Genomic DNA, 13,526 nt, shown 5'->3' on the forward strand with positions numbered 1-13,526 from the left:
CTGACGGTCGAGCCGTTGTTGTAAACGTCGTTCGCAGGCGTCTGGAAATCAACGCTGCCCTGGGTCTTGCCGGCCTCAACGGTGATGGTCTGGCCATTGGACAGGGTCACGGTCACCGGAGTCTGGGCAGGGTTGCTCAGGGTTACGGTGTAAGTGATGACGCCGCCTTCAGTAACGCTTGGCGAAGCAGTCAGTGTCGCAGTCGTCGTATCGATGGTATCGGTCACTTGGGTAACCGCCGGCGTTTGCGGCAATGTCACCGTCAAACCGCCGCCACCGGTTGCACCGGTGACAGTTGCCGAGATCTGCCCACCGTCGATATACGGTGTATCGTTCGCCGGGACCACGACATTGACACTACCGCTGGTCTGCCCGGCCGGAATGACGATCACGGCGCCATTGGACAGGGTAATGACCAGGTTGGTAGTCGGTGCCTGTCCAACCGTGGCGGTATAAACAATTACGCCACCCGCTTCGCTGATGGAAGGAGTGGCGCCAAGGATCAGGTCGGTAGCAACGTTGGTGTCCGTCGTCGGCGTGGTCACCAGGTTGTTGTTGGTGTCACCCAGCAGGCCGACTTCTTCACTGTCCAGCGTGGCTGCAAAGCCCAGCCCTTCAGTGGGGAATCCAACGGTGGGGTCGACCCGGCCCGCCGTTTCTTCGAGCATCACGAAGCTGTGACCACCACCCAGCGCGCCACCACCGCCTGCGGCCGACGGACCGGCTGCGGTAGCTTCAAGCTCGGTAGTCGGGTCGACACCCGCAGCGATCGCCTGCTGCAGTTCTTCCACCGACGGCGCGGCCTGTGCGGTCGCCTGGCTCAGGTCGGTGCTGCTGTCAGGCGTATCGGCGCTCCACTGGCTGTCACGGCCCAAGTCAAGCAGACGGCCATCGGCCAGCTCCAGAGTCACTGCCCCGCCCGGGCCAGTGAGCACTTCCTCACCTGCCAACAGGCGGTCCCCCTCGATGAGCACACGACGAATGCCCTCTGGGGATACCGCAATAACCTGGCCGACAATGCTTTTGACGATGGCTACAACGCTGCTCATTGGACTCTCCGTGTGACCCGATGGGTACTTCCCTGCCAGAGCGGCACTGCAAGCCACTTCAGGCGGAACTTATGTCGATGATCTCTTGACGCTTTCTTGCGTCAACATTCCGTCTATAACTTTTTGAAACCGTAATACTGCCAAAGTATTGACCTTATACAGGCCATCCTAAACAATCGGCAATGTAATGTCACATTGATATTTGTACCTTAGCCAACCGTTTGCCGAGGACCAATGTCGTACATCATCAAAAATGCGCTGGCCGTTAAGTTCAGTAGCCTTTTCCACATACGGGCAGACGCCATTACACACTTTAGAAGCACCGTCCATCGGCCACCGTCAAGGTCGTTGGCGTCAACATTCTGGTCACTTTCGTTGCCCCAGGCACGTGCGCGTTTACAAGCACAAACCTTGCCTGAAGTCGCCCGGAAAAAGGTTTGAAACCCAGGCAGAATCAGGGCCGCACTCATGCCCTTGCCAACCAAGCCTGCTACTGATCGCGGCCACCAACAACGATTTACCGCAGATCAAACAGATAGCGAACCCGCACGCGAATACTGGCATGAGAATGATGGCAAACCATCGGTGATTACAGAACCACGGTTCAACGAGCAAACACACTTCGCGCGATGAATTTTAATGATCTGCCCGCTTTTAAACGTCAACAAATTAGCGCCTGTTTACTGACAAGCCCGCGAGCCGATCACTCACCCAAACGGCGTTGTCTGGGTGGCAGGCTATGCTGCACATGAAACGGACCCCCAACAGGATCAGAAATGAAACAGTCACTGCATGGCAGCGCCTATGCAGTAGCAATATCGACGTAGAATTGTTTACTCAGTATCGATTCAAGGCGACCATTGGCCAGCTTTTTTGCAGCACCATTGAACGTCAGGGTGAGCCGATAGACCTGAATGGCGGCACACCCACCCCACCCACCACAAGGATGAAGAGAGCGCCGCGTGGAATCTGAAGTCAGTCGAGTCCAACTCAGCCACGATCCACGCAGTCAGCATGACGATCCCTTGCTGGATAGTCTGCTGAGCCTGTGTGTCTTGCACCAGAAACCCGCCAGCCGGGTCATGCTGACCACGGGCCTGCCGCTGCCCGCCCAGCGTCTGAGCCCCGAGCTGCTGCCCCGCGCCGCCGCCCGGGCGGGTCTGCAAGGGCGGCTGCTGCAACGCAAGCTGGAGCAGATCCCGAGCATCGCCATGCCGGCCATGTTGCTGCTCAAGGAAGGCCGCAGCGCCGTCCTGCTGGGCTGGGAAAATGAAGATACCGCACGCCTGCTGCTCAGCGAGAGCGACGGTGGTGAGGTGCATGTCAGCCGCGAAGCCCTGCAAAGCGACTACAGCGGCCGGGTGTTCTTTGCCCAACCGCAACACAAGTTCGACGTCAACCACGGCAACCTGATCCCACGGGCGAAGTCGTGGTTCCGCGACACACTGCTGCGCAGCAAGTGGCTTTATATCGATGCCATCGCCGCCAGCCTGGTGATCAACCTGATTGCCTTGGCCGCGCCGTTGTTCGTGATGAACGTGTATGACCGCGTGGTACCTAACCAGGCTACGTCGACACTTTGGGTGCTGGCCGTCGGCATCGCCGGCGCCTACATTTTCGACCTGATCCTAAAAGGCCTACGCGGCCTGTGCCTGGACCTTGCCGGCAAGAAAACCGACCTGATCATTTCAGCAACGCTGTTCGAACGCATCGTCGGCATGTCGATGAAGTACCGGCCGGCACGGGTGGGCAGCTTTGCCCAGAACATTCACGAGTTCCAGGGCCTGCGCGACTTCCTCGCGTCGCTGACGCTTACCAGCCTGATCGACCTGCCTTTCACCATTCTGATCCTGGTCGTCATCGCCATCATTGGCGGGCACCTTGTATGGATCCCGGTCATCGCCTTCCCACTGGCCCTGGGCATCGGCTACGCCCTGCAGCGGCCGCTGATGGCGACCATGGAACGGACCATGGCCCTGGCCTCGGAGCGCCAGTCCAGCCTGATCGAGACCCTGGCCGGCCTGGATGCGGTGAAGGTCAACAACGCCGAGAGCGAACGCCAGTACATGTGGGAGCAGACCCTCGGTACGCTCAGCCGCCTGGAGCTGAGGGTGAAGGTGCTGTCTAGCCTGGCGATGAACATCACCCTGCTGATCCAGCAACTGGCAGGCGTGGCGATGATCTGCGTCGGCGTGTACCTGATCATCGATGGCAACCTGAGCATGGGTGGCCTGGTGGCCTGCTACATGCTCAGCGGCCGCGCGCTCGGCCCACTGGGCCAGCTGAACGGCCTGCTCGCCCGCTACCAGCAGGCCAAGGTGACCATGGTTTCCACCGACCATATGATGGAGCTGCCGCAAGAGCGCAACTTCGAAGAGCGCCCGCTGAGCCGCAAGGTGCTGCAGGGTAGCGTCGAGTTCCGCGGGGTCGATTTTACCTATCCCAACCAGCAGAACCTGGCCCTGAAGAACATCAACCTGACCATCCGCCCCGGTGAGAAGGTCGGCATCATTGGCCGCAGCGGCTCGGGCAAGAGCTCGCTGGCCAAGCTCATCGTTGGCCTGTACGAGGCCAATGGCGGCTCACTGCTGGTCGATGGTGTGGACATTCGCCAGATCGACGTCAGCGAACTGCGCCACAACATCGGCTATGTACCGCAGGACATCCAGCTGCTGGCTGGCACGCTGCGCGACAACCTGGTCAGCGGTGCCCGCTACATCGAGGACGAACTGATCCTGCAAGCTGCCGAGCTGGCAGGCGTGCATGAATTCGCCCGCCTGCACCCGGACGGCTACGAGCTGCAAGTGGGGGAGCGCGGGCAGAACCTGTCCGGCGGCCAGCGGCAGAACGTTGCCCTGGGGCGTGCGCTGCTGCTCAACCCGCAGCTCCTGCTGCTGGATGAGCCGACCAGCGCCATGGACAACACGGGCGAAGAACGCCTGAAACAGCGCCTGCAAGCCGTGGTGGAGGGCAAGACGGTGCTGTTGGTCACGCACCGTGCCTCGCTGCTGTCGCTGGTGGACCGACTGATCGTGATCGATCGCGGACAGATAGTCGCCGACGGCCCGAAAGCCGCGGTCATGGATGCGCTGAAGAAGGGGCAGATCAGTGTTGCATAAGCTGGATATGGGGCAATTCAAGGATGGCCTGAGGCGCTATTTCAAGGGCTCCGACTCACTGGGCGGCCAGCCGCTGCCAGAGGTGAACAAAGCCCTGATCGAGGATGCGCCAAGGGTGGTACGGCTGACCATCTGGGGCGTGATCCTGTTCTTCGTGTTCATGATCGTATGGGCCAGCGTTGCGCCCATCGATGAGGTCACGCGGGGCGAAGGCAAGGCTATCCCGTCTTCCAAGGTGCAGAAGATCCAGAACCTGGAAGGCGGCATCGTCGCCGAGATCTTCGCCAAGGAAGGGCAGATCGTAGAAGTGGGCCAGCCGCTGCTGCGCCTGGACGAAACCCGTTTCGCGTCCAACGTCGGTGAAACCGAGGCAGATCGCCTGGCCATGGCCCTGCGGGTCGAACGACTGAGTGCGGAAGTTCAGGACAGCCCGCTCAAGATCGACGAAGCACTGCGCAAAGCCGCACCCAGCCAGGCAGCCAGTGAAGAGTCGCTATACCAGAGCCGGCGCCAGCAACTGCAGGACGAAATTGGCGGCCTGCAGCAGCAACTGGTCCAGCGCCAGCAGGAACTGCGTGAATACAGCTCCAAACGCGCCCAGTACGCCAACAGCCTTGAGCTGCTGCGCAAGGAAATCGGCATGTCCGAACCGCTGGTGGCAACCGGTGCGATTTCCCAGGTAGAAGTGCTGCGCCTGCGCCGTGCCGAAGTTGAAAACCGCGGCCAGCTTGACTCCACCGCACTGGCCATCCCGCGTGCCGAGGCCGCCATCCGCGAGGTACAGAGCAAGATCGAAGAGACCCGTGGCAAGTTCCGCAGCGAAGCATTGACCCAGCTGAACGAGGCACGCACCGAGCTGAACAAGGCGACCGCCACCAGTAAGGCACTGGACGACCGGGTACACCGTACCATGGTCACTTCACCGGTGCGCGGTATCGTCAAGCAGCTGCTGGTGAACACCATTGGCGGGGTAATCCAGCCAGGCAGCGACATCGTCGAGATCGTGCCACTGGACGACACGCTGGTCATCGAAGCGAAAATCCTGCCCAAGGACATCGCCTTCCTGCACCCAGGCCAGGAAGCGACGGTGAAGTTCACGGCCTATGACTACACCATCTACGGCGGGCTCAAGGCCAAGCTGGAACAGATCGGTGCAGACACCATCACCGATGAAGACAAGAAGACCACGTATTACCTGATCAAGCTGCGCACCGATCGCAGCCACCTGGGGACTGACGAGAAACCGCTGCTGATCATTCCGGGGATGGTGGCCACGGTGGATATCATGACCGGCAAGAAGACCATCATGAGCTACCTGCTCAAGCCGATCATGAAGGCGCGTTCGGAAGCGCTGCGCGAGCGGTGATAGCAAGTCTGCGCGGCTCTTTGTAGGAGCGGCCTTGTGCCGCTCCTACAGGGGATCGGGTTCAGTTAACGCCAGGGCGCAGGTTCGCCAACCAGCTGCCCCTGAATCCCGCCTACACCCATATCCTTCAACACCCGCCGCTCCCCTTCCGTCTCGACCCGCTCGGCAATCAAAGGCAGGTCGATGCTGTGTGCCGCGCGCTGGATCGCTTCGATAAACAGACGCTTGTGCTGCTCTTGGTCGATGTTGCGGATATAGCTGCCATCGATTTTCAGGTACGCCAGGCCCAGGTGCGCCAGGTTGCCGATCATGCTGAAGCGGCCACCGAAACGCTGCAGCGCCAGACCAAAGCCAAGCGCGTGCAGGCGCCGGGTCAGGTGTTCCAGGGCCGCCTGCTCAGGCAACTGCTCCTCACCAATTTCAAACACCAGCCGAGGCCCCATGGCCGTATTCTGGCCCAGCAGCTCGAAGACGCGCTGCAGGGCCTTGGGGTCGGCCAGCGTGGCGGCAGACAGGTTCAGCGCCAGCACCTGGTCATGCCCACGCAAGTGCGCCAGCACTTTCTCCAGCACCAGCACATCCAGCCGTGGCATCCAGCCAAAGCGTTCCAGCCAGGGCAGGAAGCGGCCCGCGGGCAACGCCTCGCCCTGACCATCCTTCAAGCGCGAAATCACTTTGTGGTGCAACACCCCTTGTGCCGTGCCGGAGTCCACCACGGGCTGGAAGAACAGTTCGAAATGCCCGTTGATAAAGGCTTGGTCAAGCCGCTCATGCCAGTCGTGCTGGCTGTCCGCCGCAACAGCAGCCACGCCTTGTTCAAGGCACACCCAGCCTGGCGTCGGCTGGTTTTCGGCACGGGCCAGGGCTTCGTCGGCAAGCTTGAGCAACGCCTGTGGTGCATCACCGGGGCTGAACGGCGCAAGGCCGATGCAGGCAACCGGGTCGATATCACTGGCGCCGGTCTCGTGCAGGCTCTGCAGCGTCGCTTCCAGCGCCTGGGCAAGGTGTACCGCTTCCTCATGCACCATGCCCGGCGCCAGCACGGCAAACTCGCCGCCACGGCTGCGGGAAATCAGGTCGTTGGTTTCCGGGAAACTGGCACAGGTACGGCGCAACTGCTCACCCACAGCTTGCAGCAACTGGTCGGTGCGCTGGCCACCCAGGCGGGCGTTCAAACCCGCCAGGCCTTGAACGCGCAGCAACAGCAGGTAACCCGCGCGCGCTTCTTCCAGGTTGCTCACCCGGGTGTTCAACTGCATCTCGAAATAGCGGCGGTTGGACAGGCCAGTCAAACTGTCCTGGTACGACTCGGCACGCAGCCGCTCGCTGCGCTCGGCCTGCTCGGTGAACAGGGCCTTGAGCTTCTCGACCATCTGGTTCATTGCCTGCACCACGCGGCGCAACTCCGGTGTACGCGGCAACTCGGGCAGGCTTAGGAATTCGCGACGGGCAATGGCGTGGGATTGCTCGACCATGTAGTCCAGCGGCCGCAACTGGCGGCGCAGCAGCAAGGCACCGAGCACGGCACTGGCCGCACCGCACAGCAGCAGCCAGCCCAGGCTGCCCAGAGCGCTTTGCCAGAGCTTGGCAATGGCGAACATCGGGTGGCTGATTACTTCCACGCGCGCGGCCTGCTGCCAGCCACGGCTGACGATGGCGTCCCCGCCGGCAGCCTCCAGGCCGATAAGGTTCACGAACCAGCGGGGTACACCGCCAGGGTCCGGCTCGGCGTGACGCTCCACCAGCACGGCATTGGAACCCAGGTCGACGACCTTGATGCTGGAGTAGTAACCACTGTCGAAGATCGAACTGACCATCAGCTCGACCATCGCCGGGTCGTCGATATTAGGCGTCAGTGACAGCGCCAATGCGGTCGCGGCATCCTGGGCATGCGAGCGCAGCTGGTTGACGTACTGGCTGCGCGAGCTTTCCAGGCTGACCATGAAACTGCCACTGAAGGCGACCACCAGGAACAGGCAAATGGCCAACAGCAATTGTTTGAACAGTGACATCTGTGCTCCTTCAGTAAACAGGCTCGGCCGGGAACCCTTCGGCCTGCATTTTTTTCAGCAAATCCTGCCAGCGTGACAGCCGCTTGGTATCGCCGACCTTCTTGTTGCCCGCGGCGCCCGTCAGCCACAACCCCTCGCCATTGAAGGCGTATACCGGCAACAGGTCGGTACGCTGGCTGGCCGGCTTGATGGCGTCCATCAGGCTATCGAGCACCAAAGGCTGGGCCTGTGGGCTTGAATAATAGGTCAGCACCATATGTGCCCGGTTCTGTCGCAACGCCTTTACGTAGGTGATGCGCAGTTTTTCGCTGGGGATGCCCATGCGCCGCAGGCTGAAATATTTGGCGATGGCGTAGTCTTCGCAGTCCCCGGCGCCCTTGATCAAGGCCTGCACCGGTGTGGCCCAGTAATCGACCTCATGCCAGAGGTCGATGTCTTCGACATAGCGCAATTGCTGGTTGAAGAAGCGGTTGACCACTTGCAGCCGCTCAAGCTCAGCCCCCTGCTTCTGGGTAGCCATCAGGTTCTGCCAGGCATCGATGCGCCCCTTCCCGGCCCCCAAGGGGCCATACAGGGCCTGCGACTTGCGGCTGATCTGGGAAAAATCCCAATCCGCGTGCAAGCCGCCCAGCAGCAGACTGCCCAGCAGCGCGGCAAAGCCGACACGTCGCACAACGGTTTTGAGCACCCAGGATATCGCCACTGCGAAGCCCTGTTCAGATCAGTCGAAAGCAGCGATGGTGGGGCTTGCCACAGTAAAAGACAATGGCACGCTGCAATCATGCACCCGCTTGTCAGCCCGCCTACACTTTCTGTTTATAACCTTCTATAGGCCGCTTCCTTTGGCAGGCGACTTCATCCACCATAGCCGCGCTTTTGGGGCGCCCGTTCCATCACGGGTACAGGTTTGACAATCCCCATGGGCTGTAACTAGTGTCATTGGATCCAACTTTAGTCATCGTTGAGGCAGACGTCGCGTGGCCGAGAAAATCAAATTGAGCAATGTGCTGGCCAGCGAGCAGCTGTTGCCGCACCAGGCCCGTGGCGTGATCGAAGAACGCCTGCGTACCGCCATTCTCGATGGCCGCTTGCCACCAGGTACTGCCGTGCGCCAGCAAGAACTCGCCACCTTGTTCGGCGTCAGCCGCATGCCCGTGCGCGAGGCCCTGCGCCAGCTGGAAGCACAATCGCTGCTGAAAGTGGAAATGCACAAAGGTGCGGTGGTTGCGCCGTTGATCGGCGAGGATGCGGTGGACACCTATGCCCTTCGTGTACTGCTTGAGAGCGAGGCGCTGCGCCAGTCCATCCCGCTGCTGGATGCCAGCGACATCGCCAGCGCCCGTGGGTATATCCAACTGCTGGAAAACGAAACCCGCCATGCCGAAATTGGCCGCCTGAACCGCCTGTTCCACATGTCGCTGTACAGCAAGGCGCCAAATAAAAAACTGCTGCGCCTGATCGAGAACGAACTGAACGAAGAAGAACGCTTCCTGCGTTTTCATCTTTCCTCCATGGGCTTGGGCAAACTCACCCAGGATGATCACAACGCACTGGTGGATGCGGCCAGTGACAAGCTGGTCGATGAGGCGGTAACAGTGCTGGAACAGCACCTCAATAGTGGCGCGCGGGTAATCCGTAATTACCTGGATACACAGTTGGGGCGTTAATCTGTCGCCGGCTTGAGGGGGCGACGCGAGCTGATGGGTTGCAAATTGATCCTGCCCCGCCAACAATGAGACTAATTATCATTCATGTCCATTGATGCCGGCGCCCTCCTCCATGCCCAGCAACGACTGCGTGCAAACGCTCTATAGTGACCACCACGGTTGGTTGCACAACTGGTTGCGCGGCAAGCTCGGCAACGCCGCCGATGCCGCAGACCTTGCCCATGACACCTTCGTACGCCTGCTGCAGCGCCGTGAGCAGTTGCAGCTGAATGCTCCCCGGGCCTTCTTGCGCACAGTCGCGCGTGGACTGGTAATCGATCACTGGCGCCGCGAGGAGCTGCACAGGGCCTACCTGGAGGCGCTGGCCCATGTACCGGAAGCGCAGGCTCCCTCTGCAGAAACCCGCGCGCTGCTGCTGGAGTTGCTCGAGCGCATTGCACGCATGCTCGACGGCCTCAAACCCAAGGTACGACGCGCATTCCTGCTGGCCCAATGCGAGGGGCTGAAGCACCAGGCCATCGCCGAACAGATGGGAATCTCCGTCCGCACGGTAGAACGCTACATTGCCGATGCGCTCTACCACTGCTACGTGCTGCGCTACGAAGACGAGTGCTGAAGCGATGGCCGCCGCACGCCCTGATGCAAAAGTGGTCAAGCAGGCCATCCAGTGGATGCTACGGCTTCGTGAAAGCGGGCATGACCCGGCTCTACAATTGGAATGCGCACAATGGCGCAATGCTCGGCTCGAACACGAGCGAGCCTGGCAACGGCTTACACATCTGCATCAAGACCTCGACTTGCGTGCCATACCCGGTGCCGGGCTGGCGTTGCAAACCCTGGAAACCAGCCAGCAACGCCTGCACAGGCGGCAGGCGCTGAAGCTACTCGGCGGCGTTGTCATGGCGGGGTCGGCAACATGGCTGGCCAAAGACATCGATGCCGTCAGTGCATGGGCCTCGGACTATGCCACCGGCACGGGCGAACGACGCGCGTTCACGCTGCCCGATGGCTCATTGATGCAACTCAATACCCACAGTGCAGTGGACCTGGCCTTCAGTGACCAACAGCGTCTGGTCCGCCTGAAGCACGGGGAGATGATGATCACCTGCGGCCCTCGGCATTCCTTGCTGGTACAAACACGTGACGCCCTGCTGGAAGGATTCGAAGGGCGCTTTGTGGCCTACCAGGACAGCGACTGTACGCGCGTAAGCGTCAGCCACGGCAAAGTCGCGATTCATCGACCTGGCAATGGCCAGCTGCTGTGGATCGAAAGCGGACAGAACTGGCGCCTGGATGCTCAAGGCGCGCACCGGCTCGCACACATGGACATGGATGCGATGGCATGGGCCGAAGGGCTGATCGTGACCCAGGACATGCGCTTGGCCGACTTCCTCGCGCAGGTCCGCCGTTATCGTCATGGTTATCTGGGCTGTAGCGACGAGGTTGCCGATCTGCGCTTGTCGGGGGTGTTCCGTCTCGAAGACCCGGAGCAACTGCTGCAGTTGCTGCCGCAAACGCTGCCCGTGAAGCTTCGTCAACGTACACGCTGGTGGGTACGTGTAGAGCGCTTGGCCTGATAAGGCCTTATCGATTTCTGGCGGGTTTTGAATCCCGGTCCGGCTAGGACAGTAAGCGACCCCTTCTGCCCTCAACCCTCCAACGGACCCTTCATGTCTATCAACCCGTTGTTAATGCACACGTTCCAACCAAGCGATCTTCGACCTGCCCTGCAATCGGTACGCTTACGCCAAGCCATCCGGGCTGCCCTGTTTGGAACCGCCTTGGGCCTGGCATCCGCTTCGCAGCTTTCCGTAGCAGCTGAAACGGCCCAAATGAGTCATCACTACGCAATCCCGTCCGGCCAGCTCGCTGAGGTGCTCAATCAGTTCGCTCGCCAGGCCGGCATTACCCTGTCGAGTACGCCTCAGCTTACCGATGGCCTGCAGTCCAACGGCCTACAGGGGCAGTACGCTAACGATCAGGCCCTGCGCCAACTGCTCAATGGCAGCGGCCTGGAGGCCGTCAGCCAGGACGGACGTAGCTATGTGCTGCAGGCACAGCGCCAGAGCGCCGCACTGTCATTGCCCGACACTGATATCCGTAGCTTCACCCTCGGCAATGCACTGGGCAGCATGGAGGGCTACAACGCCACCCACAGCCAGGTGGCGACCAAGACCAGCATGCCGTTGGTCGAGACCTCCCAATCGGTGTCGGTGGTTACCCGCCAGCAGATGGACGATCAGGGCTCACAGACCGTTGCCCAGGCCATGCGCTACACGCCTGGAGTACTGACTAACCCTTACGGTGCGACCCACCGCTACGACTATGTGGCCATGCGCGGCTTCAACGACGGCTCTGTGGATAACATCTATGTCGACGGGCTCAAGTCCATGGGCGACAACGGCACCTACAGCACCATGCAGGTGGACCCGTACTTCCTTGAGCGCATCGACATTCTCAAGGGGCCGTCTTCGGTACTGTACGGGCGAAGCTCACCGGGTGGCCTGGTAGCCCTGACCACCAAGAAGCCACTGTTTACCCCCTACTATCAGGTTCAGGCCACGGTTGGTACCCAGGGCCAGCGCGGGACGGGTTTTGATTTCAGCGGCCCTGTGGACGATGACAAGCGTATCGCTTATCGACTGACAGGCCTGGCGGATGCTTCCGACACACAGTTCGACCACAGCAAGGAAGAACGCTACGCCATTGCACCGGCGATCAGCATCGACTTCACCGAAGACACGTCGCTCACACTGCAAGCGTATCTGCAGCATGACCCTAACGGTGGTTACCACGGCGGCAACCCTGCAGACGGCATGCTGCACAAGCGCAACGGCTTGCGCCTGTCGGATCACTTCTTCGAGGGTGAGCCGGGCATCGACAACTACGAGCGCACACAGCAGTCCTTCAGCTACCAGTTCGAGCATCGTTTCAACGATGTGTTCACCGCACGGCAGAACTTCCGCTACCAGGATTCCGACGTATCCATGGACCAGGTGTATTCGGCCGGTTGGGCGGACGCCGACAGCAATATGCTCAACCGTGCCTACACCGGCGGCGACGAGCGCCTGCATTCGTACATCATCGACAACATGCTGCAGGCGGAATTCTTCACGGGTGCTGCCAAACACACCCTGCTGTTGGGCACCGACTACCAGCGGCGCAAGGCTGACGTCACTTGGCGTTATGGCACGGTCGACCCGTTGGATGCCGGAAGCGCGCAGTATGGCAATGGCAAGCTTCAGGTACTGGGCGAGAACCGCTACCTGCGGCGTTTGCAGCAAACGGGCGTGTACCTGCAGGACTTGGTAGAGCTGGACCAGTGGCGCTTTTCTTTGGGGCTGCGCCAGGACTGGGTGAAGGTGTCTGAAGAGAATCGCGACAGCGATACCAAGGTCAGCGATCAGCGCTCCAAAATGACTACCCGGGCCGGGGTGCTCTATCTGTTCGAGAACGGCATTGCACCCTATGTCAGCTACTCGGAGTCGTTCAATCCCAATACCGTGTCCGACCAGGAAGGCCGTCCGCTGGCACCGACGGAGGGCACGCAATGGGAGGCTGGCATCAAGTACCAGCCGCCAGGCAGCGACAACTTGTTTACCGCATCGGTATTCCGTATCGAGCAAGAGAACCTGGCGTCCAAGCAGCCTGACGAAGACTTCTATCGCCCTGTAGGTAAAGTACGTTCCCAGGGGCTAGAGCTGGAGGCGCATGTGCAACTGACCGACAGCTTGAAGCTGTTGGGTGGCTATACCTTTACCGACATCGAGTACGCCAAGGCGATGCCGAGCCTGGTGTCGGGCAACCTGGACAACAAAGGCAATTCGCCAACCCAGGCGCCGAAGCAGATGTTCTCGCTGTGGGCCGACTACAACATCCACCAGGGGCCCCTGGATGGCCTGCGGTTGGGCGGTGGCGTGCGGTATGTGGGGTACAGCTGGGTGGATGCGGAAAACAGCATGAAGGTGCCTTCCTACACCTTGTTCGACGCCTCGATCGGCTATGACCTGGGCAAGGTGGGGCTCAAGGGTGTGGATGTGCGCCTTAACGCCAACAACCTTACCAACGAAAGCTACATCACTTCCTGTGCCAGCCTGAACTACTGCTACATGGGTGAAGAACGCAACGTCAGCGCCACGGTCAGCTATCAGTTCTAACGGTATTGGTACCCGGAAAAGACAAAGCCCCTGTCTGCAGTGCAGACAGGGGCTTTGGGTTTGAATCTTGACGATGACCTACTCTCACATGGGGAAACCCCACACTACCATCGGCGATGCATCGTTTCACTGCTGAGTTCGGGATGGGATCAGGTG

General features: G+C 60.5%; 9 protein-coding genes and 1 rRNA gene. 6 read left to right on the forward strand and 4 right to left on the reverse strand.

Features of this window, described 5'->3' with window-relative positions; all coding sequences use genetic code 11:
* Nucleotides 1-1,049 (reverse strand): retention module-containing protein (locus tag D906_RS26265; RefSeq protein ID WP_028624849.1); only part of this gene is annotated, 1,049 nt, incomplete at its 3' end.
* A 962-nt stretch (nucleotides 1,050-2,011) separates the two neighbouring features.
* Between D906_RS26265 and D906_RS26270 the strand changes: the two genes are divergently transcribed.
* Together D906_RS26270 and D906_RS26275 are read left to right on the forward strand one after the other, a co-directional pair.
* The gene (locus D906_RS26270) at nucleotides 2,012-4,168 is read left to right on the forward strand and encodes a type I secretion system permease/ATPase (protein ID WP_016714386.1); all 2,157 of its coding nucleotides are present in this window, start codon (nucleotides 2,012-2,014) and stop codon (nucleotides 4,166-4,168) included.
* A gap of 7 nt (nucleotides 4,169-4,175) precedes the next feature.
* Complete coding sequence (locus D906_RS26275; protein ID WP_027609934.1) at nucleotides 4,176-5,534, forward strand: HlyD family type I secretion periplasmic adaptor subunit; 1,359 nt, start codon at nucleotides 4,176-4,178, stop codon at nucleotides 5,532-5,534.
* A gap of 65 nt (nucleotides 5,535-5,599) precedes the next feature.
* On the opposite strand, the gene lapD is transcribed toward D906_RS26275, so the two are convergent.
* Together lapD and lapG are read right to left on the reverse strand one after the other, a co-directional pair.
* Nucleotides 5,600-7,546, reverse strand: coding sequence for a cyclic di-GMP receptor LapD (gene lapD, locus D906_RS26280; protein ID WP_025755046.1), 1,947 nt, complete (start codon nucleotides 7,544-7,546; stop codon nucleotides 5,600-5,602).
* 10 nt (nucleotides 7,547-7,556) lie between these two features.
* The gene (lapG, locus tag D906_RS26285) at nucleotides 7,557-8,243 is read right to left on the reverse strand and encodes a cysteine protease LapG (RefSeq protein WP_371105393.1); all 687 of its coding nucleotides are present in this window, start codon (nucleotides 8,241-8,243) and stop codon (nucleotides 7,557-7,559) included.
* Between the two features lie 280 nt (nucleotides 8,244-8,523).
* Here lapG and D906_RS26290 point away from each other — a divergent pair, with 280 nt between their 5' ends.
* From D906_RS26290 to D906_RS26305, 4 genes are all read left to right on the forward strand, one after another.
* Complete coding sequence (locus D906_RS26290; RefSeq protein ID WP_019096314.1) at nucleotides 8,524-9,213, forward strand: GntR family transcriptional regulator; 690 nt, start codon at nucleotides 8,524-8,526, stop codon at nucleotides 9,211-9,213.
* Nucleotides 9,214-9,325: 112 nt separating this feature from the next.
* On the forward strand, nucleotides 9,326-9,829 hold the full coding sequence (locus D906_RS26295; protein ID WP_019096315.1) for a sigma-70 family RNA polymerase sigma factor: 504 nt from the start codon (nucleotides 9,326-9,328) through the stop codon (nucleotides 9,827-9,829).
* Nucleotides 9,830-9,833: 4 nt separating this feature from the next.
* A complete protein-coding gene (locus D906_RS26300; RefSeq protein ID WP_025755047.1) occupies nucleotides 9,834-10,790 on the forward strand; it encodes a FecR domain-containing protein in 957 nt (318 codons plus the stop codon).
* 114 nt (nucleotides 10,791-10,904) lie between these two features.
* Nucleotides 10,905-13,370: a TonB-dependent siderophore receptor gene (locus D906_RS26305; RefSeq protein WP_050587796.1), complete on the forward strand. Its 2,466-nt coding sequence runs from the start codon at nucleotides 10,905-10,907 to the stop codon at nucleotides 13,368-13,370.
* 65 nt (nucleotides 13,371-13,435) lie between these two features.
* Here the strand turns inward: D906_RS26305 and rrf are convergent.
* Nucleotides 13,436-13,526, reverse strand: a 5S ribosomal RNA gene (rrf, locus tag D906_RS26310); the annotation flags it as partial.

The sequence above is a fragment of the Pseudomonas sp. LAIL14HWK12:I1 genome (genome assembly GCF_003202095.1).
Classification (GTDB): Bacteria; Pseudomonadota; Gammaproteobacteria; order Pseudomonadales; family Pseudomonadaceae; genus Aquipseudomonas; species Aquipseudomonas monteilii.

What these genes read in the sequence shown, in the direction of transcription:
- D906_RS26305 (WP_050587796.1), top strand. Translation starts at nt 10,905, where the DNA reads ATGCACACGTTCCAACCAAGCGATCTTCGACCTGCCCTGCAATCGGTA.
- D906_RS26300 (WP_025755047.1), top strand. Translation starts at nt 9,834, where the DNA reads ATGGCCGCCGCACGCCCTGATGCAAAAGTGGTCAAGCAGGCCATCCAG.
- lapD (WP_025755046.1), bottom strand. Translation starts at nt 7,546, where the DNA reads ATGTCACTGTTCAAACAATTGCTGTTGGCCATTTGCCTGTTCCTGGTG.
- D906_RS26275 (WP_027609934.1), top strand. Translation starts at nt 4,176, where the DNA reads ATGGGGCAATTCAAGGATGGCCTGAGGCGCTATTTCAAGGGCTCCGAC.
- D906_RS26295 (WP_019096315.1), top strand. Translation starts at nt 9,326, where the DNA reads ATGCCCAGCAACGACTGCGTGCAAACGCTCTATAGTGACCACCACGGT.